This window comes from Knoellia sp. B-D-2 (assembly GCF_057714695.1).
In genome coordinates this window covers 1,010,511-1,034,999 of the sequence record NZ_CM173189.1, presented here as the reverse complement: position 1 = coordinate 1,034,999, position 24,489 = coordinate 1,010,511, and the positions used below count along the sequence as shown (strand labels likewise).

Below are 24,489 nucleotides of genomic sequence, written 5' to 3'. Positions count from 1 at the left end.
ACGGCATACGCCAGCAGTGACGGCGGCCGGCCCACCCGACAGGGTGAGCCGGCCGCCGTTCAGCTTTCCCGGCTCCCGAGCCGGGCCCCCCGAGGGTGCGGGCCCGGCCCTAGGCTGGCGCCATGCGCTCCTCGCTCTTCGACCAGACCAACCTCGAGCTCCAGTCGGAGCAGACCTTCGCCCTGCAGAACCCGCAGCTGCTCCGGGTGCATCTCGGCGGCGACGTGCTCGCGGTCAAGGGCGCGATGGTCGCCTACCAGGGGCACATGCGCTTCGACCACGAGAAGGCCGGCAGCATGGGCCGGATGCTCAAGAAGGTCGTCACAGGTGAGGACGTCTCGCTCATGCGCGTCTCCGGCGACGGCGAGGTGTTCTTCGCGAGCGAAGCCGGCTTCGTCCACCTCATCGAGCTCACCGGCGACGGCATGAGCATCAATGCCCGCAACCTCCTGGCCTTCGACTCCTCGATCGCCTGGGACATCAAGCGGGTCCAGGGTGCCGGGATGATGAGCGGCGGCCTCTTCAACACCACCCTGCAGGGCACTGGCACGGTCGCCATCCACACCGTCGGCCAGCCGGTCATCCTCGAGTGTTCGCAGCAGCCGACCCACGTCGACGTCCAGTCGTGCGTCGGCTGGTCGCTCGGCCTCACCCCGCAGATCGTGTCGAGCATGAACGTGCGCTCCATGCTCCGCGGCGGCAGCGGCGAGGCCTTCCAGTACGCCTTCCACGGCCCGGGCTTCGTCATCGTCCAGCCGAGCGAGTGGGTCGCACCGCCCTCGACCGGCGGGGGTGGCGGCGGAGGAATGCTCGGCGGCCTCCTCGACGGCTGACCGGTGTCCGCCCCCCTCCCTCGGCTCGACGAGGACCTCATCGCCCGGCTGCGCGCCGACCTCCTCTCCGCCGACTTCACCGTGACCGGCGTCCTCGACGTGCTCGGCCCGATGGCCAGCGGAGCCCTGTCGCGTGAGCAGCCGCTGCCCGCCCGCCGGGTGGCGAGCGGTTCTGCCTCGCCGGCGGCGACGCTGATCCGGCTCCTCACCCTCGGCGACCCGGTCGACGCGGCCGAGGTCGAGGCAGCGCTCCCGACCCTGCGAGTGCGCGGAGCCCGCGCCCTCGGTCTCGTCGCCGAGGAGGGCGACGCCGTGGTCGCGCGCGTCGACGTGCGCCCGTATGCCGCCGACGACGCGCAGTGGTGGGTCGTCTCCGACCTCGCCGAGGTCGCCACCGGCGCGCCGGTGCGGGAGGACCACGTCCTGGGGATCGGCGGCGCGTCGACGACGTTGGCGGCGTGGACGATCCGCCGCCCCGTCCGCCGGGCGCTCGACCTCGGCACCGGCTCCGGCGTGCAGGCCCTGCACCTCACCCGGCACGCCGACAGCGTCGTCGCCACCGACCTCTCCGAACGTGCCCTCGCCTTCGCGCGCTTCACCGCCGCCCTCAACGGGTGCGACTGGGACGTCCGCTCCGGGTCGATGCTCGATCCGGTCGCGGGGGAGCGCTTCGACCTCGTCGTGAGCAACCCGCCCTTCGTCATCACCCCGCGTTCGGGCGCCGTGCCCCTCTTCGAGTACCGCGACGGCGGCACCGCAGGTGACGCCGTCGTCGCCGACCTCGTCCGCTCGGTGGGGGCGCACCTCGAGCCCGGGGGCGTCGCCCAGATGCTCGGCAACTGGGAGGTGCCGCGTGGCTCGACCTGGACCGACCGCGTCGGGGCCTGGCTCGACGGCACCGGCCTCGACGCGTGGGTGGTGCAGCGCGAGGTCCAGGACCCGGCGGAGTACGCCGAGACGTGGTCCCGGGACGGCGGTCACCACGCGGGGACGGCCGACGTCGACGCGATGTATGCCGCGTGGCTCGACGACTTCGCGTCCCGCGACGTCGACTCGATCGGCTTCGGCGTGGTCACCCTGCACCGACCGGCACGCGACCGTGCGCCGTTCGTCGACCTCATGGACGAGCGCGGTCCGGTGCCTCGGGCGATGGGGGACTCCGTCCGCGTCGGACTCGAGGCGAGGGTCTGGCTCGCCGAGCACTCCGACGACGAGCTGCTCGGCACGGCGTGGAGGGCCGCGCCCGACGTCACCGAGGAGCGCCACACGGCGCCGGGGGCGTCCGACCCGTCGGTCATCGTCGCCCGCCAGGGGGGCGGGCTGGGACGGGTCATCCGGCTCACGACGGTGACCGCGGCATACCTCTCCGTCGCCGACGGCGCCCTCACGCCCCGGCAGGCGATCGGTGCGATCGCGGGCATCCTCGACCTCGACCCGGAGGAGACGACGCTCGAGGTGCTCGCCTTCGTCAGGGACGCCGCCAAGGACGGGTTGCTGCTCCGTCCGGCGGACTCACCCGCGAGCGAGGCATCCGGAGGGCCCGTCGCAACGAATGACGCACAGGGCCGGCCCTTCGGCCCTCCTGCGAAAGTGAGTTGATCCGCAATGAAGCGCATTCTCCTCGGCGCCGCCACCGGTGCGGCCGGGCTCGCCATCGGCCTCGTGCTGGCCCCGATCCCGGCCCAGGCGGGCCACACCAACACCCTCGTCGGTGCCCACCTCACCGGCCGTGCGGAGGTCGCAGCCAGCGGAGCCAAGGGTGTCGTCGGTGACCCCAACGGTCGGGGTGAGGCGTACGTCTTCGGCATCGACGGCGACCCCACGACGCTCTGCTACATCCTCGAGGTGAGCAGGGTCGCCGAGCTCGACCAGGCGCCGGGTGGCGGACGCATGGCGCACCTCCACCGTGGTGCCGCCGGCACCAACGGTCCGGTCGAGGTCAACCTCGCCTTCCCGCAGGACGGCCAGGCCGCGGACTGCCTCACCGAGGGCGAGGCCGGCAAGGGCCTCGACCCGGGTGAGGTCCAGCTCATCCTCGGCAACCCGTCGGCGTACTACGTCAACGTGCACAACAGCGAGTACCCCTCCGGCGCCGTCCGGGGCCAGCTCCACGTCGACGACTGAACACGGCCCGACCGGCGCGGCTGGTCGTCCGACCGCGGTCGTGACCACCCCGGTGGCCGCGACCGCGGTCGGTGCCGTCGCGCCGCGGTGACCGCCCCCGCCTATGTTGGGGACATGAGCCACCACCACGAGGACACCACCGGCAGCGACCACCACGACGACGGGGGCGGCACCGTCTCGGAGGCGGGGTCGGGCGCCCTCAACCCGGAGACCACCCTCGGTGGGGCCGACAGCGTGCCCGACACCCCGGACGTCAACGACTCGGGGGAGCACGGCGCGCCCGACGTCAACGTCGCCGAGGACTCCTCAACGACGGAGTGACCCCGACGTCTTGTGAGTGAGCGCTCACTCACTCATACTGGAGCGCATGTCCCCTCGCGCTCCCGCCATGACGCCCGACGACCGTCGAGCCGCGATCATCGCGGCCACCGTCCCCCTCCTCCGTGAGAAGGGCCGGGCGGCGAGCACCCGTGAGATCGCCACGGCCGCCGGGATCGCCGAGGGGACGATCTTCCGCGTCTTCGACAACAAGGACGCGCTCATCGACGCCTGCGTCCACGACGCGTTCGACAACTCGGCCCTGGTGGCCGAGCTCGCCGTCGTCGACCGCGGACTGCCGGTGCCAGAGCGCCTGGCCGCCGCGGTCGCGGTGATGCAACGGCACCTGCGCGAGATCTTCGCGCTCATGTCGGTGCTGCAGTCGACGGGCCAGCAGGTCCGCCACCCGTCGGGCAGTGAGGCGTTCCGGCGCCGCCACGAGGCCACCGCCGAGCTCGACGCGGCCTTCGTCGACCTCCTCGGGGCCGATGCGGCGCGGCTGCGGGTGCCGGCGAGCACCTTCATCGGCTACCTGAGGATGCTCACCCTCTCGAGCGTGCACCCCATGCTCGACGGGGACGCCTCCACGCCGGAGCAGCTCGTCGACGTGCTCCTCGAGGGGGCGCTCACCCGCGAGGGCGCCGCCTCGACCTCCCCGGTCTCCGCCGCCGCCGCCACCGCAGCCACCGCCACCGCCACCTCGAAAGGACGGGCCGCGTCGTGCTGATCCGCCTCATGCGTGACTACCTGCGGCCCTACCGCGGACCCCTGGTCGTCCTCGTCCTCCTCCAGCTCGTGGGGACCATCGCGTCCCTCTACCTGCCCAGCCTCAACGGCAGGATCATCGACGAGGGCGTGGCCACGGGGGACACCGGGTTCATCGTCTCCGCCGGCATGTGGATGCTCGCCGTCTCGCTCGTCCAGATCGCGGTGACCGTGGCGGCGACCTACCTCGGGGCGCGGACCGCGGCCGGGATGGGGCGCGACCTGCGCGCCGGTGTCTTCGCCAGGGTCGGCGACTTCTCGGCGCAGGAGGTGTCGCGCTTCGGGGCGCCCACGCTCATCTCCCGCAACACCAACGACGTCACGCAGGTGCAGCAGGTCGTCTTCATGGGCGCCGCGATGATGGTGTCGGCGCCGATCATGATGGTCGGCGGGATCGTCATGGCGCTGCGCGAGGACGTGGGCCTGTCCTGGCTCGTGGCGGTTGCCGTGCCGCTGCTCGCCCTCTGCGTCGCCCTCGTCATCCGCCGGATGATCCCCAACTTCCGTCTCATGCAGGAGTCGGTCGACTGGGTGAACCGCGTCCTGCGCGAGCAGATCACCGGCATCCGGGTCGTGCGCGCCTTCGTCCGCGAGGACCACGAGCGGGCCCGCTTCGGCGAGGCCAACACCCAGTACACGGGCACCGCCCTCGCGGTCGGCCGCCTCATGGCGCTCGTCTTCCCCATCGTCATGCTCATCTTCAACGCCTCGACCGTCGCCGTCCTCTGGTTCGGCGCGCAGCGCGTCGACAGCGGCGCGATGCAGATCGGCGCCCTCACGGCGTTCATGGCCTACCTCATGCAGATCCTCATGTCGGTGATGATGGCGACCTTCATGTCGATGATGATCCCCAGGGCCACGGTCTCGGCGGGGCGCATCACGGAGGTCCTCGACACGGACTCCACCGTCGTACAGCCCAGCACGCCGGTGCTGCTCCCGACCGGCGGCACCTCGGTCGAGCTGCGCGGGGTGGAGTTCGCCTATCCCGGCGCCGACGTGCCCGTGCTTCAGGGCGTCTCGCTCACCGCCCTGCCGGGCCGGACCACCGCGATCATCGGCAGCACGGGCTCGGGCAAGTCGACGCTCATCTCCCTCATCCCGCGCCTCTACGACGTCACCGGCGGCGCCGTCCTGCTCGGCGGGGTGGACATCCGTGAGGCGACCCTCGAGGACGTGTGGTCGCGCATCGGCCTCGTCCCGCAGAAGCCCTACCTCTTCACCGGGACCGTCGCGTCCAACCTGCGCTACGGCGACTCCGCGGCCACCGACGACGAGCTGTGGGAGGCGCTGCGCATCGCCCAGGCCGAGGACTTCGTCCGCGCCATGCCCGACGGTCTCGAGTCGTCGATCGCGCAGGGCGGCACCAACGTCTCCGGTGGCCAGCGCCAGCGGCTCGCCATCGCCCGCGCGCTCGTCGCCAAGCCGGACGTCTACCTCTTCGACGACAGCTTCTCCGCGCTCGACCTGTCGACCGACGCACGGCTGCGCGCGGCACTGAGGCCCGTGACCCGGCATACGACCGTCGTCGTCGTCGCCCAACGGGTCTCGACGATCATCGACGCCGACCACATCGTCGTCCTCGACGACGGGCTCGTCGTCGGTGCCGGCACCCACGACGAGCTGCTCGAGACCTGCCCGACCTACGTCGAGATCGTCGAGAGCCAGCGCAGCGTCGAGGAGGCAGTGGCATGAGCGAAGGTGTGAAGACGGCCGAGGAGAAGGCCGCCGAGGCGCGTCGTGGCCCCGGATCCCGTGCCACGAACCGGCACGGCCCGATGGCGATCGGGATCCCGGCCGAGAAGCCAGCGAGCTTCCGTCCCTCGGCCAAGCGACTGCTCGGCCTCCTGCGACCCGAGCGGACGGCCTTGTACGCCGTGCTGGCCTTCGCCGTGTCGAGCGTCGCCCTCAACGCCGTCGGCCCCAAGATCCTCGGGCGCGCGACCGACCTCATCTTCGCGGGCGTCGTGGGGCGGCAGCTCCCGGCGGGGGTGAGCCGTGACCAGGCGGTCGCGGACCTGCGGCTGAACGGGAACGGGACGTTCGCCGACCTCGTCGAGGGCATGCCGTTCCTCGTGCCCGGCGCGGGGATCGACTTCGGCGCGGTCGGGCGCGTGCTCCTCGTGGTCCTCGCGATCTACGTCGGCGCGAGCCTGCTCCAGTGGGCGATGAGCTGGATCCTCACGGGAGCCGTCAACCGGACGATCTTCGAGCTGCGGTCCTCGGTCGAGGACAAGCTCAACCGGCTCCCGCTGCCGTACTTCGACAGCCAGCCCCGTGGTGAGCTGCTCAGCCGGGTCACCAACGACATCGACAACGTCGCGCAGAGCCTTCAGCAGACGCTGAGCCAGCTGCTCACGTCGCTCCTCACCGTGGTCGCCATGGTGGCGATGATGCTCTACATCTCACCGCTGCTCGCCGTCATCGCGCTCGTGACCATCCCGGTCTCGATGCTCGTCACCGCGGCGATCGGCAAGCGCTCCCAGAAGCACTTCGTGCAGCAGTGGAAGTCCACGGGAGAGCTCAACGGCATCGTCGAGGAGACCTTCACCGGGCACCAGCTCGTCAAGGTGTTCGGCCGCCAGGAGGAGGCCCGCGAGGCCTTCCGCGCGAAGAACGACGACCTCTTCGACGCGGGCTTCGGTGCGCAGTTCATCAGCGGGATCATCATGCCGACGATGATGTTCATCGGGAACCTCAACTACGTCGTCATCGCCGTCGTCGGCGGGCTCCGGGTGGCCAGCGGGTCGATGACGTTGGGTGACGTCCAGGCGTTCATCCAGTACTCGCGCCAGTTCACCCAACCGCTGACCCAGGTGGCCTCGATGGCGAACCTCCTGCAGTCCGGGGTCGCCTCCGCCGAGCGGGTCTTCGACGTCCTCGACGCCCCGGAGCAGCAGGCGGAGAGCACGTCGCCGACGGTGCTGGACGACCCGCACGGCCGGGTCGAGTTCGAGGACGTCTCGTTCGCCTACACGCCCCAGACGCCGTTGATCGAGCACCTCGACCTCACCGTCGAGCCGGGCCAGATGGTCGCGATCGTCGGGCCCACGGGCGCCGGCAAGACGACCCTGGTCAACCTCATCATGCGGTTCTACGAGCTCGACTCCGGGCGCATCACGCTCGACGGCGTCGACATCACCGACCTCAGCAGGCGAGGGCTGCGCGGCCAGATCGGCATGGTGCTGCAGGACACGTGGCTCTTCGGCGGGACCATCCGCGACAACATCGCCTACGGCCGGCCCGACGCCTCCGACGAGGACGTCCTCGCGGCGGCGCGGGCGACCTACGTCGACCGGTTCGTCCACTCGCTGCCCGACGGCTACGACACCGTGCTCGACGCGGAGGGCGGCAACATCAGCGCCGGCGAGAAGCAGCTCATCACCATCGCACGGGCGTTCCTGTCCGACCCGGCGCTGCTCATCCTCGACGAGGCGACGAGCTCGGTCGACACCCGCACCGAGCTCCTCGTGCAGCACGCGATGTCGGCGCTGCGCCAGGACCGGACGAGCTTCGTCATCGCGCACCGCCTCTCGACGATCCGTGACGCTGACCTCATCCTCGTCATGGAGGACGGCCGGATCGTCGAGCAGGGTTCGCACGCGGACCTGCTCGCGCGCGGTGGCGCCTTCGCCGACCTGTACGCCGCCCAGTTCCGTTCCGCCGTGGCCGAGCCAGCCGGGTAGCGTCCGCAACCTTGGTCGGAAACCCGACCACCTTTGCGGACGCGAGCGGGACGGCATACGTCAGCGTCCGCAACCTTGGTCGGAAACCCGACCACCTTTGCGGACGCGAGCGGGACGGCATACGTCAGCGTCCGCAACCTTGGTCGGAAACCGGACCACCTTTGCGGACGCGAGCGGGACGGCATACGTCAGCGTCCGCAACCTTGGTCGGAAACCCGACCACCTTTGCGGACGCGAGCGGGACGGGCCAACGCGGACGTCGGCCGGGGGGATCCCGCCTACGATCGGGGCGTGACCGGGACCGATGACGTGCGCTGGCTCGACCAGTCCGAGATGACGGCGTGGCTGCGGCTCATCGCCGTGGCCGAGCGGCTGCCTGGCATCCTCGACTCCCAGCTGCGCAGGGACTCGGGCCTCACCCACTACGAGTACCAGGTCCTCGCGATGCTGTCCGACGCCCCGGAGCGGACCCTGCGCATGACGCACCTGGGGCTGCGGACCAACGCAACCCTCCCGCGCCTGTCGCACGTCGTGCGCCGGTTGGAGGAGCGCGGCCTCGTCCAGCGGGCCGAGGTGGCGGAGGACCGGCGGGCCAGCAACGCCCACCTCACCGACGCGGGGTACGCCGCCCTGGTCGACGCGGCCCCGGGGCATGTCGCCACCGTCCGCGAGTTCGTCCTCGACCCGCTCTCGCGTGGGCAGGTCGACGCCCTGTCCGACGCGCTCGAGGCCATCCTCGGCAAGGTCGACCCGACGGGGGACGCGCCCCGGGACACCCGTGAGCTCCCACCGCCCACGGCGGCGACCGCGGAGTAGCGCCTTCTCCAAGCAGGCTGCGCTCGTCGGGCGCTCGGGTTGGTTGCGGCTGTACGTTGGTCGAGTTCGGGCCTGCGGGCCGACCGACCAGGAGGATGCCGCTGATGTCATCGACCCTCGCACCGGTAGCCCTGGCGGCTGCCGAGCCCCTCATCGACGCGAACGCCGTCGACTACCTCATCGTCGGCCTGTACTTCGTCTTCGTCATGGGGATCGGGCTGGCCGCCCGGCGCGCCGTCTCGGACTCCATCGACTTCTTCCTGTCCGGGCGCTCACTGCCGGCCTGGGTCACCGGCCTGGCCTTCATCTCCGCCAACCTCGGCGCCGTCGAGATCATGGGCATGTCGGCCAACGGCGCTCAGTACGGCCTGCCGACGGTCCACTACTTCTGGGTCGGCGCCATCCCGGCGATGCTCTTCCTCGGCATCGTCATGATGCCGTTCTACTACGGCTCGAAGGTCCGTTCGGTCCCCGAGTTCATGTTCCGCCGCTTCGGCACCGGTGCCCACCTCGTCAACGCCATCAGCTTCGCGGTGGCCCAGCTGCTCATCGCCGGTGTCAACCTCTTTCTCCTCGGGTCCATCGTCCAGGCGCTGCTCGGCTGGCCCCTCTGGGTGGCGCTCGTCGTCGCCGCCATCATCGTGCTCTCGTACATCACGCTCGGTGGGCTCTCGGCCGCGATCTACAACGAGGTCCTCCAGTTCTTCGTCATCGTCGCCTCCCTGCTGCCGCTGACCCTCATCGGGCTCAACCGCGTCGGTGGCTGGAGCGGCCTCCAGGAGAAGATCACCGCGGCCGCTGAGCGCGCGCCCGCCGAGGCCGAGGTGACCTCGGCCGACCAGCAGCTCAACGCCTGGCCGGGCCAGGCGCTCACCGGCTTCGACTCCGGGATCCTCTCCGTCATCGGCATCGTCTTCGGTCTCGGCTTCGTGCTCTCGTTCGGTTACTGGACGACGAACTTCGTCGAGGTCCAGCGGGCCATGGCCTCGAACTCGATCTCGTCGGCGCGCAAGACGCCGATCATCGGGGCCTTCCCCAAGATGTTCGTGCCGTTCATCGTCATCCTCCCCGGCATGGTCGCCGCCGTCCTCGTCAAGGAGATGATCGACCTCAAGGGGGGCGGCACACCGACCGGCGGCGCGAGCGGTGAGGTCAAGTACAACGACGCCCTCCTCCTCCTCATGCGTGACGTGCTCCCCAACGGCCTCCTCGGGCTGGCCATCGCCGGACTCCTCGCCGCGTTCATGGCGGGCATGGCGGCCAACATCTCGGCGTTCAACACCGTGTTCAGCTACGACCTGTGGGAGCGCTACATCCGCAAGGACCGCAGCGACGACTACTACCTGCGCATCGGCCGTCTCGCGACGGTGGCGGCGACGGTCATCGCGATCTTCACGGCGTCGATCGCCGGCGGGTTCTCCAACATCATGGACTACCTCCAGACGCTGTTCGGCTTCTTCAACGCCCCGCTCTTCGCGACCTTCATCCTCGGTATGTTCTGGAAGCGGATGACGCCGACCGCCGGTTGGGCCGGCCTCGTCGCGGGGACCCTGTCGGCCGTCGCGGTGGCGTTCCTGTCCGAGGACGCGTTCGGCACGGCGAGCCTGGGCGTGATCCCGCTGGCCGGGCAGGGCGCGAGCTTCGTCGCGGCGTCGACGGCCTTCGTCGTCGACATCATCGTGTCGGTCGCCGTGTCGATGGTGACGACGCCCAAGCCGGCCTCCGAGCTCAAGGGTCTCGTCTACTCGGAGACGCCCAAGGAGGACCTCGTCGACCCGGACGAGGCGGCCCGCCCCTGGTACCAGCGCACGATCCCGCTCGCGATCCTTGCGGGTGTCATGGTCCTCATCCTCAACTTCGCCTTCTAGGAGGTGCGCGACATGGCTGACAAGAAGACCGCCGGAGCGTTCGACATCCGCAACTTCATCGGGATGCTGCTCGGGCTCTACGGGATCATCCTCACCCTCATGGGGCTCTTCGGCGACAAGGAGCTCGAGAAGACCGGCGGCGTCAACGCCAACCTGTGGACGGGCCTGGTCCTGCTCGTCGTCTCCGCGGGTTTCATGACCTGGGCCCGCGTGCGCCCGACTGTGGTCCCCGACCACGTCGAGCCCGTCACCGACGACGCGACCCGGCCGGCGCCCCGCAAGAAGCCGCGCTCGTCCCACTGAGCGGAGCACGAACGCCTCGTATGCCGTCCGGCCGGCGCACGGGGCGTTCGTGCGTTCGGGCGTTCGTGCGTTGTCAGGCGAACTGCCAGGACCGCTTCGACAGGCCGAACCAGAACCCGTCGATGACGCTGCTGGCGTCGATGCCGCCACCGCCGTGCGCCGCGCCGAGGCTGACGAACAGCGGCGCCCAGTGCTCCGTGCGCGGGTGCGCCTCGGCCGCGGCCGGGGCCTTGTCCATGAAGTCGAGGATGGCGTCGACGTCGCCGGCCTGGACCGCCTCGGCCGCCCAGTGGTCGAACTCCGACGACGCCGCCGGGGGCGCGCTGTCGGCGCCGGCCCGCGGGTTGAACCAGCGCAGGTTGTGGGTCGTGAAGCCCGACCCGACGATGAGGGTGCCCGCGTCGCGCAGGGGCGCGAGCCGCGTGCCGATGGCGAAGAGATCCTGCGGGTCCAGGGTCGGCATCGACAGCTGGAGCACCGGAACGTCGGCCTCGGGGAACATCTCGACGAGCGGCACATAGGCGCCGTGGTCGAGCCCGCGGGTCGGGTCCTGGTGCAGGCCGCCGCCGGTGTCGCCGAGGTGCGCGGCCACGGAGCGAGCCAGCTGCGGGGCGGGCGGAGCGGCATACGTCACGTCGTAGTACTTCTGCGGGAAGCCCCAGAAGTCGTAGAGCAGGGGGGTGCCGGACTCGGTGGAGCTCACCGAGACGGGCGCCTGCTCCCAGTGGGCCGACACGACGAGGATGCTCGACGGCCGGGGGAGCTCGGCGGACCAGGCGGACAGCTCACCGGTCCAGCGGTCGTCGTCGGCGAGCGGTGGGGCGCCGTGGCTGAGGTAGATGACGGGCGTTCGGGTGTCCACGACCCGACTCTAGGCCCGGAGCCGGGTCGTGGACCCCGCGTCAGCGGGCCGGGAGGCGGGTGACCCAGTAGGAGGCGGTGCCCGGCGAGGCGACGCCGAAGCGAGCGTTGACCGCCCAGAGCCACCCACCGGCGAGCGTGGCCGTCGAGGGGACGTCGAGCGTCTCGTCGGAGCGAGCACCGCGCCATGCTGCCGTCCACGTCGAGCCGGCCCGGGTGAGCCGGAGGACGGAGACCTCGTTCTGGCCGGAACCCCGCACGTTGTACAGCGTGGATCCGTCGAGCACCAGGCCGTCCCCCCCGGTGATGCCGGGACCGCCCCTGACCGCGATCTCGGTGGCGACGCCGGAGCCGGGATCGACCTGCCACAGGCCTCCGGCCGAGGAGTTGTTGAGGATGAGGGAGCCGTTGGGCAGCGCCCGGATCCCGTTGGCGCTGATGGCCTCCCCGTCACCCTGGGGCCAGGCTCCCACGAGCGGGCGGGTGATCACCGCGGCGCCGGTCGGTGTGCCGGTGGAGGTGAGTGGCACCCGAACCAGCCGGTCCGGGGTGAACCGCGAGTCGGTGACCCACACGGAGTCGCCGACGACGACGAGGTCGTTGAGGAACTTCGCGCCCTCGACGAGCGTCGTCTGGACGACCGCGCCGGTCGTGCCGTCGACCGCCCAGACGTACCCGACCTCGCCGACGTTGCCGGCGGCCCAGACGAGGTTGGTCCGGGAGTCCCAGTAGAGGCCGCGGAGCTGGCGTCCGGCGCTGCCGGCGAGCAGGGTGCTCGAGGCACCGGTGAGCAGGTCGCCGGCGACGATGCGGCCGTCCGCGAGGGAACCGACGTAGAAGCGGGTGCCCGGTCCGGACGTGATGCCCTCGGGTCGGATCCCGTCGGGGAGTGCGACGGTCTCGGGGGCCGGGACGGTTCGCCGGGGACGGGCGGAGGCGGGGGAGGCGAGCGAGAGCGAGGACGCGACGATCGACGCGGCCGCGCCGGTGAGGAGGAGGCGGCGGGTGGGAGCGGAAGAAGTGTCCATTCCCCATTCTGTGCAGGTCGTTGAATGTTTGTCGAGGGCTCGGGCGGGCGGGTCCGGGCCTGGTCATCCGGCCGTGATGGCGTCAGCCGCCGGTCACCGAGCCGGTCGGCGCCGCTCGTCGTCCGGCGAGGTCGGGCCCGGACCGACCGCGGCCGCGCGCTCGAGGTCCCGCTCCACGAGGGCCCGGGTCGCCGCCTCCTGCTCGGGGCTCTCCCACGCGATCCCGGCCAGCTCGTCCCTCGCCGACGCGGCGACGGCCGCCAGGCCGGACGCCGACACGAGGTCGGCGGCATACGCCTCCAGGGCGCCGCCGACGGGGGTGTCGACGAGGACGATCCCCTCCTCGCGCCGGGCGTCCCGCTCCGAGGGCGGGGTGGCGACGACGTCGTGGATGAGGACCAGCCGCACCGCGGCGGGGTCCGCCGCGAGCATCCGCCGGCCCACCTCGACGTCTCCCTGGCCGCTGTCGCCGATGAACACGACGTGCGTCTCCGGCATGAGCGCGCGGAAGCGCAGGAAGTTCTCGAGCTTGGCGCCGGCCATGGAGTCGTGGTTGCGCAGCCCGACGAACGTCCCCGACAGGACGGCATGGGGCGGGAGCCCGAGCGTGCCGAGGCCGCGCCGCGTGTGCTGCTCGATGAGGCCCGCCACGTCCATCGGCCGGGCGGTGACGAAGGTGAGGTCGCCCGGCGCCTCGGGGTCGGCGGCGTGGCCCGCGTCGAGCGCGCGGTAGAGCGCGATGACGCCCGGATAGACGGTGCCGCGGGGGTACCTCGTGTCGTGCAGGGCGCACCTGAGCGTGTCGTCGATGTCGCTGAGGACGTGGAGGTCGGGCACCTCGACGCCCGCGGCCTGCACCCGGATGTGGTCGAGGATGTCGCGCCGCACGCCCTCGTCGTCGACGACGTCGAACACGAGGTGCTCGAGGTCCCGGTGGTCCCGGCCGGAGTTGAGCAGGCTCTTGAAGCGGGTGAGGGCCGACCCCTCGAGGGCGAGGAACGCCTCGCGCACGACGACCTCGTGGGCGTGGCCGAGCCGCCAGAGCCCGGGGTGGCGCAGGGCCTGCGCCAGCGCCTCCGGGGTGGGGTCGTCGAGGATCCGGTTGATGCTCGGCGGGCCGCCCGCGGACGACGCCACCGCCGGCGCCCGGACGAGGACCGCTCCGGGGACGACACCCAGCTCGAGCCGCACCGCCTCGCCCACCGGGTCCCCGTCGACGTGGACGGCGGTCGGTGCCTCGAGGTCGAGGACGACGTGCCGGGCGCGGTGGCTGCGCAGGCCCGTCCAGCGTCCGCGCTGGCGGGTGAGGATCCCCGTGGCGACGCCGGCCCAGCCGAGGACCGACCGCGGGGCGACGACGAGCACGTCGAGACGGCCGTCGGTCATCGACGCCGACGGCATCAGCGGCAGGCCCAGGGGCAGCACGCGACAGTTGCCGACGAGCACGGTCCGCACGTCCTCCGGACCGGAGTCGCGACCGTCGAGCCGGGCGGTCAGCCGCGTCGGCCGACCGGTCGCCCGACGCGCGAGCGCGGCGAAGTACGCCGTCCACCCGAGCCGGTGCTTCTCGCCGTCCTCGACCGAGGCGAAGGCCTCCGCGTCCATGCCCACCCCCGCCACGACCGCGACGTCGTGCGTGCGGGTGCTGCCGTCCGCGTGCGTCGTCGTCAGCCAGGCGAGGTCGCAGTCCCGGGTGGGCCCGTCGAGCGCGACGTCCGCCGTCTCGTCGACGCCGCGGCCGTGGATGCCGATGGTCCGCGCCCAGAGGTTCGCTGTGCCGGTGGGGACGACGCCGAGGGCGACCCGGTCCGCCGCAGGTCCCGAGCGCGACAGTGCCGCCGCGACCTCCCGGACGGTCCCGTCACCGCCGACGACCACGAGGCGGTCGACCCCCGCCTCGAGCAGCTCGCCCACCTGGGCCGCGCCGGGGGAGTCGACCGTCGTCTCGCGGACGACCGGGTCGGGCCAGCCCCGGCGACGGGTGGCGCGCCGCACCGCGGCGAGTGCCTCGCTGCTGCGGGCCTTGCCGGGATGCACGACCACCCCGCACCGGTCCTCCACGACCTCAACCGGCGGCATCGTGGACCAGGATCGCGAGCTGGACGCGGTTGTCGACCTCGAGCTTGGTGAAGAGCCGCCCGACGTGGGTCTTGACCGTAGGCACGCTCATGAACAGCTCGGCCGAGATCTCGGCGTTGCTGAGGCCGCGACCCACCGCCACAGCCACCTCGCGCTCGCGGTCGGTGAGCGAGTCCAGGGCCGCCAGGGCCGCCCGGCTCCGGTCACTCTCGACCGTCGGCGGCTGCGAGACCGCCGCGATGAGCTGAGCGGTCACGCTCGGCGAGAGCATCGGCTGTCCGGCGGCCACCGTCCGGACGGCCTCGACGAGCCGGGCCGGTGGGGTGTCCTTGAGCATGAACCCGGCGGCACCCAGACGCAGCGCCGACAGCACCATGTCGTCGGTGTCGAACGTCGTCAGCACGATGATCTTGAGGCGCGGATGGCGTTGCAGGAGAAGCTCGGTGGCGCTGAGACCGTCACGCACCGGCATACGGATGTCCATGAGGACCACCTCGGCACCGGAGCTGGGAACGACGGTGAGGGCCTCCTCGCCGTTCGTCGCCTCACCGACGACCTCGATGCCCGAGTCGCCACCGAGCATCATGCGCAGGGCGGCGCGCACCATCGGGTCGTCGTCGACCAGCGCCAGCCGGATCGGGGAGAGGTCGCTCACGCCCGCCACGGTATCCATGCCGTGAGCGACCAGCCGCCGGTGGTGTCGGGCCCGTGCTCGATCCGCCCTCCGGCGAGGGCCACCCGCTCGTGGAGGCCGACCAGCCCCAGACCCGAGTCGGGCAATCCCGACCGGCGCGACCCGGTCGGTGCCGCGTTGCGGACCCGGACCGTCAACCCGTCGTCGGCGTTGCCGGCCAGGGTGACCGTCACCGCCGTGCCCACCGCGTGCTTGCGCGCGTTGGTGAGTGCCTCCTGGACGACCCGGTATGCCGTCCGCCCCCGGACGTCGGGCGGCTCGCCGACCAGCGTGTTCTCGAGCGTGACCCGCATCCCGCCGGCCCGCTCCTCGTCGACGAGACGGGTGATGTCGCCGATGACCGGCTGGGGGAGCTCGGGCGGGGCGTCGGCCGGTGCGGTCGGGTCGCGCAGGACCCCGAGGACGTCGCGCAGGTCCCGGAGCGCCTGGTGCGCGTTCTCCTCGATCGTCCTCGCGGCGGTCCCCTGCTCCTCCGCGGTGAGGTCGGTCCGGTAGCCGAGGGCACCCGCGTGCATCGCGACGAGCGAGATCCGGTGCGCGAGGACGTCGTGCATCTCGCGGGCGATCCGGGCGCGCTCGGCGGTCTGCGCCCGGGCGACCCGAGCCTGCTGCTCGCGCTCGGCGGTGTCGGCGCGCTCTCGCAGTGACGTCATGAGGTCGCGCTGCGACCCCATCGCGTAGCCGACCGCGACGACGACGGCGATGACGAGGATGCCGAAGAGGATGGCGGCCCAGACCGGCAGGTCGTCCTCGCCGGGGTAGATGCGCTCCTGCACCACGCCGGCCGCGACGTTGAGGGGCACGACGAGCCAGAGCAGCTGCCACCGGTGTCGCGAGGTCAGCGAGCCGACCATCCAGGTCGCCGGCCCCGCACTGCTCACCGACACGGACGAGAACGCGGCGGTGAGGACGGCGACGAGCGCCGGTGCGCGGTGCCGGTAGTGGACGAGGACGAACGACGCCACGCCCAGCAGGGTGTCGCCGACGAGGAACCAGCCGACGATCGGCTGCTCGTTGATCTCGGCCTCGGCGAAACCGAACGCGGTCACCGCCCACGCGACGAGGCTGATCGTCCCGGCGAGGGCGTAGCGCCACAGCGAGCCGAGACGACCGTGGGCGCGCACCGGGGAGTCGGACATGGGGCGAGCCTAGGCACGAGACCGTGCGGGGCGCGTCAGCCCTGCGGCTGCGGGAGGCGGGCGCGGGTCCACGCTCTGCGTGGGCCGGCATACCAAAGTCGTATGCCGTCCGGACCGACGACCGATGTGGTCCGGGACGTGGGCGGGCAGGCTGGCCAGCATGATCACCGTCGAGAACCTCACGAAACGCTACGGGAGCTTCACCGCCGTGGACGACATCTCCTTCGAGGTGCGGCCGGGCAGCGTGGTCGGCTTCCTCGGGCCCAACGGCGCCGGGAAGTCCACCGCCATGCGGATGATGACCGGGCTCACGCCGGCGACGAGCGGCCGGTCCACGGTCCTCGGGAAGGCGTACCGCGACCTGCACACCCCGGGGCGGCAGGTGGGCGTCATGCTGGACGCGTCCGCCCAGCACCCGGGTCGCACCGGCCGCGAGGTGCTGCGGCTCGCCGCCATCCAGATCGGGGTGCCGCGCTCACGCGTCGACGAGGCGCTCGCGCTCGTCGGCCTCACCGACGAGGAGACCGGCCGTCGGGTCCGCAACTACTCGCTCGGCATGCGCCAGCGGCTCGGCCTCGCGTCGGCGCTGCTGGGGCAGCCCGAGGTGCTCATCCTCGACGAGCCCGCCAACGGGCTCGACCCGCAGGGCATCCACTGGATGCGTGGACTGCTGCGCGGCTTCGCCGACGGCGGCGGCACCGTCCTGCTCTCGAGCCACCTGCTCCACGAGGTCCAGGTCATCGCCGACGACCTCGTCATGATCGGCCGGGGGCGCATCGTCGCCCGGGGCACCAAGGACGAGCTTCTCAGCCGGGGCGGCACGACGGTCCGCTCCTCCGACGACCGGGGCCTGCACGCCGCCCTCGACCGGGCCGGCGTCACCGTGACCCAGACGCCCGCCGGCCTCGTCGTCGACGCCGAGTCCGGCGTCGTCGGGCAGGTCGCCCTCGACGAGCGCATCGTCCTGCTCGAGCTGCGCTCGGGAGGCTCCGAAGGGCTCGAGGAGATGTTCCTGAGCCTCACCGCCTCCACCTCACGCGAAGGGACCGCCGCATGACCGCCACCGAGACCCACACCCCCGCCCACGCGAAGCGACCGGTCGGGCTGCCCGCCCCGGCGCCGGCAGCGGACGGGCGCCCCGGCGTGCCGCTGGCCCGGCTCGTCACCGTCGAGCTGCGCAAGATGGTCGACACCAAGGCCGGGCTCTGGCTGCTCATCATCATGTCGGCGGTCTCGGCGATCGTCGTCACCGTCTTCCTCGTCTGGGGTCCGGCGGTGGAGGCGACGTTCGGGACGCTGCTCGCGCTCGCGTCGTTCCCCCTCCTCGTCCTGCTGCCGATCCTCGGCATCATGGCGGCGACGTCCGAGTGGAGCCAGCGCACCGGGCTCGTGACGTTCACCCTCGAGCCGCGCCGCGGACGGGTCATCACCGCCAAGGTCATCGCCTCCCTCCTCCTCGGGCTCGTGGTCACGGCGTCCGGCTTCGCCGCCGCCGCTCTCGCGAACGTCATCGGGGCCTCGACGAGCGATGCCAGCGGGGCGTGGGACGTCACCTGGCAGAGCGCCCTGGGGGTGACCCTGGCGTTCGCGATCTTCGTGCTCCAAGGCCTCGCGTTCGGCTTCCTCTTCCTCAACACCCCGATCGCCATCGTCGCCTCGCTCGTGCTCCCGACCGTCTGGAGCATCGCGAGCAGCCTCGTGTCGTCGATCGAGACCGCGAGCCGGTGGCTCGACCTCAACCAGGTCACCGAGCCGCTGCTCAACGGCACCATGACCGGTGAGAACTGGGGGCAGCTCGGGACGTCGTTCGGGGTGTGGGTGCTGCTGCCGCTGGCCGTCGGCTCCTGGCGGGTCCTTCACCGCGAGGTGAAGTAGCCCGCCCCTCTACCGACTCATTGCGCATTCCGGTCGCACCGCAGGGCCTTCGGCCCGCGGGGAGCGACCGGAATGCGCAATGAGTCGGGGTCACACGAGGCGGTCGCGCAGCTCCCGGGCGAGGACCTTGCCGGTCTCGTTGCGGGGGAGGGCGTCGACGAAGTGCACCTCACGGGGGACGCAGTGGCGTGCCCGGTTCGCACGCACGTGGTCCCTGACCTCGTCGGCGGTGAGCCGGGCTCCGTCGTGCAGGGCGACGAAGGCCGCCAGTCGCTGGCCGAACTCCGGGTCGGGGACCCCGACGACGGACACCTCGCGCACGTCGGGGTGCTCGACGAGCAGCGACTCCACCTCGACCGGGTAGACGTTCTCGCCGCCGCTGACGATCATGTCGTCGTCGCGCCCGTCGACGAAGTAGAGGCCGTCCCGCTCGTGGCCCATGTCGCCGGTCGAGACCAGGCCGTCGACGAACTCCTTGTTCGCCCCTGACGTGTAGCCCTCGAAGACGAGGGCGTTGCCGCAGAAGATCCGCCCAGTCTCTCCCGATGCGACCTCGTGCCCCTCGCCGTCGAGGATCCGGACCACCGTGCCCAGCGGAGGGGTTCCGGCGGTGTCGGGTTCGCGCGCGAGGTCCTCGGGGGTCGCGATGCAGACCCACGAGGCCTCGGTCGAGCCGTAGAGGTTGTAGAGCACGTCGCCGTACTCGTCCATGAACCTCGTGGTGAAACCGTGGGGGTGGGCGCTGCCCGACGTCGCGACGACCCGCAGGTTCGCGCGCCGGCCCCGACCGCCCGGGTCGGCGGGCAGCTCCATCATCCGCTGGAGCATGACGGGGACGGCGAACATCGCGTGGCAGTCCACCTTCTCCAGCGTGTCCTTGGCGTCCTGCGGGTCGAAGCGTCGTCGCAGGACGATCGTGCCGCGCAGGGCGAAGCCGAGCTGCATCGCGCCGTACCCCCACGTGTGGAAGATCGGGGCGCTGACGAGGATCCGGTCGTGCACCCGCAGGGGGATGCGCTCGATGATCGACACGAGCGGGCCGAAGCCGCTCGGCACGCGACGGGGGGCGCCCTTCGGGACGCCGGTCGTCCCCGAGGTGAGGATGATCGTGCGACCACCCAGGGCGGGTGGGGCGACCCCGTTCGTCGGGGGCGCCGCGGCGAGCGCCGACTCCCAAGCGGCGTGGCCGATGACGGTGACGTCCTCGGACAGTCCGCCGACGACGGCCGCGAACTCGTCGTCGTGGACGAGCCCGACGACCGACTGCTGCTCGACGACGAGTGCGAGCTGGGTGGCGGACAGGCCGGTGTTCAGCAGGACGAGGTCGACGCCGGCGGCGGCGGCGCCGCACATGACCTCGACCGCGCCCACGTGGTTGCGGGCCAGCAGGCCGACCCGCTGGCCAGGCCGGAACCCCCGGTCGCCCAGCAGCGCGGCGACCTGCTCGGAGCGAGCGAGCAGCTCGGCGTAGGTGACCGGGCCGCGGCCCTCGTCGAGGACCGCGACCCGCTGGGGGTCCCGGCTCGCCGCCTGACGGAGCTCACCGGAGAGGCCGAAACCCCACCGGTGCAGGGCCAGCAGCTGGCCGACCTGCCGGTGCGGGAGGCCGGGCCCGAGCAGACCGCGCCGGACCAGCACCGCCCAGACGGTGAGCGGGTTCAACGCCACGGGTCAGCGCTTGGGCGTGTCGAACCAGTTCGGGAACGACATCGCCGCGCTGAGGTCGCCCCGGGCCTTGACCTTGCCCATCATCACCATCATCGTCGGGTTGCCGGAGCCGGTGATGAGCTTCACGAACTCGGCCGGACCGAGCATGATCGAGGTCGTCGGCTCCTCGGTCGGGTCCTTCTCGATGTGGCAGGCGCCGTCCCCGACGACGACGGCGTAGGTGTCGCTCCCGCCGTCCGGTGCGCCCGTGACGCGCCAGTTCACCCGGGCGGCAGCACCCTTGGCCTTGTCGGCGTTGAAGAACGTCGGGAACCCCGAGAAGATCTTGTCGAGGAGGGCCTGGCGGTGCTCGCCCCCCATCAGCGCGTTGCTCTCCTTATCGGAGAGCTTCTTGAGGGTCAGGTGGAAGTCGGCCGGGCTCATCGCCGTCAGCGTCGCGGGGTCGATGTCGGTCATCGTGAGGTTCTCCTCGGTGAGGGGCGGTGGGATCAGAATCGACCCTACTCGCGAGTAGAGGGAGGTGACCCCGTGGCACGGGCGGCGAGGGCGCTGATCGACGCCTCGGGGGTGCCACAGGCGCAGGTCGCGCGTCTGGCACCCTCGAGGGTCGGACCGGGTGCTCAGGCCTTCTTCGCGGCGGCCTTCTTGGCGACGGCCTTCTTCGCGGGCGCCTTCTTCGTCGTCTTCTTGACGGCACGCTTGCGGGTCGTCGGGCCCTTGGCGCGCTTCTCGGCGAGGAGCTCGAAGGCCCGGGCCTCGCTCAGCGTCTCGAGGTCGTCGTCGCGGCGCAGGGTCGCGTTGGTCTCGCCGTCGGTGACGTACTCGCCGAAGCGACCGTCCTTGACGACCACCGGCTTGCCCGACACCGGGTCCGGACCGAACTCCTTGAGCGGCGGCTTCGCGGCGGCCCGCCCACGCTGCTTGGGCTGGGCGTAGATCGCCTCGGCCTGCTCCAGCGTGATCTCGAACAGCTGCTGCTCGGACTCGAGCGAGCGCGAGTCGGTGCCCTTCTTGAGGTAGGGGCCGTAGCGCCCGTTCTGCGCGGTGATCTCGACCGTCTTCGCACTCTCGGTGCCGTCCTCACTCGTGACGGTCTGGGTGACGACACCGACGACGCGGGGGAGCGAGAGCAGCTTGAGGGCGGTGTCGAGCTCGATGGTCGCGATGTCCATGTCGGCGAACAGCGACGCCGTCCGCGGCTTGACCTTGGCCTTGCCCTTGAGGGCGGCGACCTCGTCGGGAAGCACCTCGGTGACGTACGGGCCGTAGCGACCCGCCTTGGCGACGATGTCCCGACCGTTCTCCGGGTCCCGGCCGAGGACGCGACCGTCGTCGGCGGCGGCGTCGAGCAGCTCGCGGGCCTTCGCCGGCGTCATCTCGTCCGGGGCGATGTCGTCGTTGATCGTGGCGCGGCGCGGCGTGGTTTCGCCGTCGCCAGCTGAGCCGGACTCGGAAGCCGAGCTCGCGGCATACGCCTCGGAGACCTCGCCGGTCACGGGGTCGACGCCGGCCGGGGCCACCTCCTCGACGTAGGGGCCGTAGCGACCGACGCGCACGACGATGCCGTCGCCGATCTCGATCGTGGAGATGGCGCGGGCGTCGATGTCGCCGAGGTCCGCGACGAGGTCACGCAGACCCTCGTGCGAGCGGGCCTCGTCGCCGAAGTAGAAGCGCTTGAGCCAGGCGGCACGCTGCTCGTCGCCGGCGGCGATCTGGTCGAGGTCCTCCTCCATCGACGCGGTGAAGTCGTAGTCGACCAGGCGGGTGAAGTGCTCCTCCATGAGCCGCGTGACGGCGAAGGCGAGCCACGACGGGACGAGCGCGTTGCCGCGGTTCGAGACGTAGCCGCGGTCCTGGATCGTGCCGATCGTCGAGGCGTAGGTCGATGGGCGGCCGATGCCCTTCTCCTCCATCGCCTTGACGAGCGTGGCCTCGGTGTAGCGCGCGGGCGGCGAGGTGTCGTGCCCGTCGGCCTCGGCGCGGAGCGTCTCGAGGGCGGTGCCCTCACCCAGGCGGGGCAGGCGGCGCTCCTCGTCGGAGCTTGCGTCGCGCTGCTCGTCCCGGCCCTCCTCGTATGCCGCGAGGAAGCCTCGGAAGGTGATGACCGTCCCGCTCGCGCTGAACTCCACGCGCTCGGCCGGGGCCCCGCTGTCGAGGGTCGCGCCGAGACGGACGGTCGCGGTCGAGCCCTTGGCGTCGGCCATCTGCGAGGCGATGGTGCGCTTCCAGATCAGCTCGTAGAGGGCGAACTCGTCGCCGCGCAGCTCGCCGGCGACCTGTGCCGGGGTGCGGAAGCGGTCGCCGGCGGGGCGGATCGCCTCGTGCGCCTCCTGGGCGTTTTTGACCTTCTTGGCGTAGTTGCGCGGGGCGTCGGGGACGTAGTCGCCGCCGTAGAGGTCGCGGGCCTGCTGGCGCGCGGCGGTGAGCGCGGACTGGGACAGCGCGGTGCTGTCGGTACGCATGTAGGTGATGTAGCCGTTCTCGTACAGGCGCTGCGCGACGCGCATGGCGTTCTTGCTCGAGAGGCGGAGCTTGCGCGAGGCCTCCTGCTGCAGGGTGCTCGTCGTGAACGGCGCGCTCGGGCGGCGGGTGTACGGCTTCTCGCTGACCGAGACGACGCTGACGTCGGCGGCCATGACGGCCTGCGCGATGCCCGTCGCCGCGGCCTCGTCGAGGTGGGCGACCTCACCCTTGAGCCGGCCGTCGTCACCGAAGTCGCGACCGGTCGCGACGCGGCGCCCGTCGACGGAGGAGAGGCGCGCGGTGAAGGCGGACGAGGCGGCGTCGGGCGTGAACTCGCCCTCGACGTCCCAGTAGTTGGCGGAGCGGAAGGCCATCCGCTCGCGCTCGCGCTCGACGACGATGCGGGTCGCGACGGACTGCACGCGCCCGGCGGACAGGCCGGCCTTGACCTTGCGCCACAGGACCGGCGACACCTCGTAGCCGTACAGGCGGTCGAGGATGCGGCGGGTCTCCTGGGCGTCGACGAGGGCCGTGTCGAGGTCGCGCGTGTTGGCGGCGGCGCGCTGGATCGCCTCCTTGGTGATCTCGTGGAAGACCATCCGCTTCACGGGGACCTTGGGCTTGAGGGTCTCGAGCAGGTGCCAGGCGATGGCCTCGCCCTCGCGGTCCTCATCGGTGGCGAGGTAGAGCTCGTCGGCGCCCTTGAGCAGCCGCTTGAGCTCGGCGACCTTCTTCTTCTTGTCGGCGTCGACGACGTAGTAGGGCTCGAAGTCGTTGTCGACATCGACCCCGAAGCGGCCGAACGGGCCCTTCTTGATCTCGGCGGGCATCTCCGAGGGGGTGGGGATGTCGCGGATGTGGCCGACGGACGCCTCGACGTCCCAGTCGGGTCCGAGGTAGCCGGCGATGGTCTTCGCCTTCGCGGGCGACTCGACGATGACGAGCTTGCGGCCCGTCCCTGCTGAGGTGGTGGGGCTCATGGGGCATCGATCCTGTTCTGTCACCTCGTGCAGCGGATTCGTCGCTGCTCCGACGAGGGAACGCCAGTGACGGTACAGGTGGCCCGCCCGCGGGAGGAAACGGCATACGTCGCGGCCCGGGCTTGACCCTCACGCGACGGGAGGCGGCACGGTGGGTCCATGACCGCATCGGGAACGGCGCTCGCGAGGGCGCGGGACACTGTCGACATGGACGAGATGCTCACGGTCGGGCAGGTGTCCCGGACCTACGGCGTCACGGTGCGCACCCTGCACCACTACGACGAGGTCGGCCTGCTCAGCCCGTCGGAGCGCACGCCCGCCGGCTACCGCCTCTACACGCGGAGCGACCTCGAGCGGCTCGCGACGGTCGTCACCTACCGCCGCCTCGGGCTCTCCCTCGACGAGGTCGCCTCGCTGCTGCGCGGCGACGGTTCGGCGGCCGAGCACCTGCACCGCCAGCGGGACGCGGTCATGGAGAAGGTCGACGAGCTGCACCGGCTCGTCGACGCCATCGACGCCAGACTGGAGAGAGAGATGAACGTGACACCCGCCACCTCAGAGGAGCTCAAGCAGATCTTCGGGGACGGCTTCGACGACGGGTACCGCGCCGAGGCGGAGGAGCGCTGGGGCGAGACGGACGCGTGGACGCAGTCCGCCGCCCGCACGAAGCGCTACACCCCGGCCGACTGGGAGCGGATCAAGGCGGAGGGCGACGCCGTGAACGCGGCGTTCGTCACGGCGCTGCAGGCCGGGAGGCCGGCGTCCTCACCCGAGGCGATGGATGCCGCCGAGGCCCATCGGGCCCAGATCCAGACGTGGTTCTACGACCTCACCCACGAGTTCCACCGCGGGCTCGCCGACATGTACGTCGCCGACCCGCGGTTCACGGCGACGTACGAGGACCTCGCACCGGGCCTCGCGGCATACGTCAGGGACGCGATCCACGCGAACGCCGACCGTCACGCGTGAGCGGGCGTGTCCTCGGGCTCGCC

At 71.7% G+C, this 24,489-nt stretch carries 21 protein-coding genes; 13 read left to right on the top strand and 8 right to left on the bottom strand.

The features are described from left to right. Window positions 1-122 precede the first annotated feature (122 nt). The 10 genes from AC3EU2_RS04970 to AC3EU2_RS04925 all read left to right on the top strand — a co-directional run bounded on the left by AC3EU2_RS04970 (window position 123) and on the right by AC3EU2_RS04925 (window position 10,710). Entirely contained in the window at window positions 123-833 is a 711-nt protein-coding gene (locus AC3EU2_RS04970; RefSeq protein WP_488178612.1) for an AIM24 family protein, read from the top strand. 3 nt (window positions 834-836) lie between these two features. Then, the gene (locus AC3EU2_RS04965; RefSeq protein ID WP_488178611.1) at window positions 837-2,432 is read left to right on the top strand and encodes a DUF7059 domain-containing protein; all 1,596 of its coding nucleotides are present in this window, start codon (window positions 837-839) and stop codon (window positions 2,430-2,432) included. 6 nt (window positions 2,433-2,438) lie between these two features. Beyond that, on the top strand, window positions 2,439-2,957 hold the full coding sequence (locus AC3EU2_RS04960; protein ID WP_488178610.1) for a CHRD domain-containing protein: 519 nt from the start codon (window positions 2,439-2,441) through the stop codon (window positions 2,955-2,957). 114 nt (window positions 2,958-3,071) lie between these two features. Further along, entirely contained in the window at window positions 3,072-3,278 is a 207-nt protein-coding gene (locus AC3EU2_RS04955; RefSeq protein WP_488178609.1) for a hypothetical protein, read from the top strand. A gap of 46 nt (window positions 3,279-3,324) precedes the next feature. Continuing rightward, a complete protein-coding gene (locus AC3EU2_RS04950; protein ID WP_488178608.1) occupies window positions 3,325-4,002 on the top strand; it encodes a TetR/AcrR family transcriptional regulator in 678 nt (225 codons plus the stop codon). Beyond that, window positions 3,996-5,732, top strand: a complete 1,737-nt coding sequence (locus tag AC3EU2_RS04945; protein WP_488178607.1) for an ABC transporter ATP-binding protein — start codon at window positions 3,996-3,998, stop codon at window positions 5,730-5,732. Before AC3EU2_RS04950 ends, AC3EU2_RS04945 begins: the two co-directional genes overlap by 7 nt. Then, window positions 5,729-7,723 (top strand): ABC transporter ATP-binding protein, encoded by a 1,995-nt coding sequence (locus tag AC3EU2_RS04940; protein WP_488178606.1) that lies wholly within the window; start codon window positions 5,729-5,731, stop codon window positions 7,721-7,723. Before AC3EU2_RS04945 ends, AC3EU2_RS04940 begins: the two co-directional genes overlap by 4 nt. A 333-nt stretch (window positions 7,724-8,056) precedes the next feature. Continuing rightward, window positions 8,057-8,539: a MarR family winged helix-turn-helix transcriptional regulator gene (locus AC3EU2_RS04935; RefSeq protein WP_488179441.1), complete on the top strand. Its 483-nt coding sequence runs from the start codon at window positions 8,057-8,059 to the stop codon at window positions 8,537-8,539. A gap of 104 nt (window positions 8,540-8,643) precedes the next feature. Continuing rightward, window positions 8,644-10,407, top strand: coding sequence for a sodium:solute symporter family protein (locus AC3EU2_RS04930; RefSeq protein ID WP_488178605.1), 1,764 nt, complete (start codon window positions 8,644-8,646; stop codon window positions 10,405-10,407). 12 nt (window positions 10,408-10,419) lie between these two features. After that, window positions 10,420-10,710 carry a hypothetical protein gene (locus tag AC3EU2_RS04925; protein WP_488178604.1) on the top strand — a complete coding sequence of 97 codons (291 nt, stop codon included), beginning with the start codon at window positions 10,420-10,422 and terminating at the stop codon, window positions 10,708-10,710. A 73-nt stretch (window positions 10,711-10,783) separates the two neighbouring features. Here AC3EU2_RS04925 and AC3EU2_RS04920 read toward each other — a convergent pair whose 3' ends face one another. The 5 genes from AC3EU2_RS04920 to AC3EU2_RS04900 form a co-directional block, all read right to left on the bottom strand. Beyond that, window positions 10,784-11,572 (bottom strand): dioxygenase family protein, encoded by a 789-nt coding sequence (locus AC3EU2_RS04920; RefSeq protein ID WP_488178603.1) that lies wholly within the window; start codon window positions 11,570-11,572, stop codon window positions 10,784-10,786. Window positions 11,573-11,612: 40 nt separating this feature from the next. Next, entirely contained in the window at window positions 11,613-12,599 is a 987-nt protein-coding gene (locus AC3EU2_RS04915; protein ID WP_488178602.1) for an NHL repeat-containing protein, read from the bottom strand. A gap of 93 nt (window positions 12,600-12,692) precedes the next feature. Next, window positions 12,693-14,678 carry a diacylglycerol kinase family protein gene (locus tag AC3EU2_RS04910; RefSeq protein WP_488178601.1) on the bottom strand — a complete coding sequence of 662 codons (1,986 nt, stop codon included), beginning with the start codon at window positions 14,676-14,678 and terminating at the stop codon, window positions 12,693-12,695. After that, on the bottom strand, window positions 14,665-15,351 hold the full coding sequence (locus AC3EU2_RS04905) for a response regulator transcription factor (RefSeq protein WP_488178600.1): 687 nt from the start codon (window positions 15,349-15,351) through the stop codon (window positions 14,665-14,667). The genes AC3EU2_RS04910 and AC3EU2_RS04905 overlap by 14 nt, the downstream gene beginning before the upstream one ends. Further along, window positions 15,330-16,511, bottom strand: coding sequence for a sensor histidine kinase (locus AC3EU2_RS04900; protein ID WP_488178599.1), 1,182 nt, complete (start codon window positions 16,509-16,511; stop codon window positions 15,330-15,332). Before AC3EU2_RS04900 ends, AC3EU2_RS04905 begins: the two co-directional genes overlap by 22 nt. A 160-nt stretch (window positions 16,512-16,671) precedes the next feature. On the opposite strand from AC3EU2_RS04900, the gene AC3EU2_RS04895 reads away from it, so the two are divergent. Continuing rightward, window positions 16,672-17,568, top strand: coding sequence for an ABC transporter ATP-binding protein (locus AC3EU2_RS04895; RefSeq protein ID WP_488178598.1), 897 nt, complete (start codon window positions 16,672-16,674; stop codon window positions 17,566-17,568). Next, window positions 17,565-18,386 (top strand): ABC transporter permease, encoded by an 822-nt coding sequence (locus AC3EU2_RS04890; protein WP_488178597.1) that lies wholly within the window; start codon window positions 17,565-17,567, stop codon window positions 18,384-18,386. Before AC3EU2_RS04895 ends, AC3EU2_RS04890 begins: the two co-directional genes overlap by 4 nt. A 90-nt stretch (window positions 18,387-18,476) precedes the next feature. Here the strand turns inward: AC3EU2_RS04890 and AC3EU2_RS04885 are convergent, their stop codons facing one another. From AC3EU2_RS04885 to topA, 3 genes are all read right to left on the bottom strand, one after another. After that, window positions 18,477-20,054 (bottom strand): AMP-binding protein, encoded by a 1,578-nt coding sequence (locus AC3EU2_RS04885; protein WP_488178596.1) that lies wholly within the window; start codon window positions 20,052-20,054, stop codon window positions 18,477-18,479. Window positions 20,055-20,057: 3 nt separating this feature from the next. Next, window positions 20,058-20,510, bottom strand: coding sequence for an SCP2 sterol-binding domain-containing protein (locus tag AC3EU2_RS04880; RefSeq protein WP_488178595.1), 453 nt, complete (start codon window positions 20,508-20,510; stop codon window positions 20,058-20,060). A gap of 164 nt (window positions 20,511-20,674) precedes the next feature. Beyond that, on the bottom strand, window positions 20,675-23,497 hold the full coding sequence (gene topA, locus AC3EU2_RS04875; protein WP_488178594.1) for a type I DNA topoisomerase: 2,823 nt from the start codon (window positions 23,495-23,497) through the stop codon (window positions 20,675-20,677). Window positions 23,498-23,656: 159 nt separating this feature from the next. On the opposite strand from topA, the gene AC3EU2_RS04870 reads away from it, so the two are divergent. Further along, window positions 23,657-24,466, top strand: coding sequence for a MerR family transcriptional regulator (locus tag AC3EU2_RS04870; protein WP_488178593.1), 810 nt, complete (start codon window positions 23,657-23,659; stop codon window positions 24,464-24,466). The last annotated feature ends 23 nt before the right edge of the window (window positions 24,467-24,489 follow it).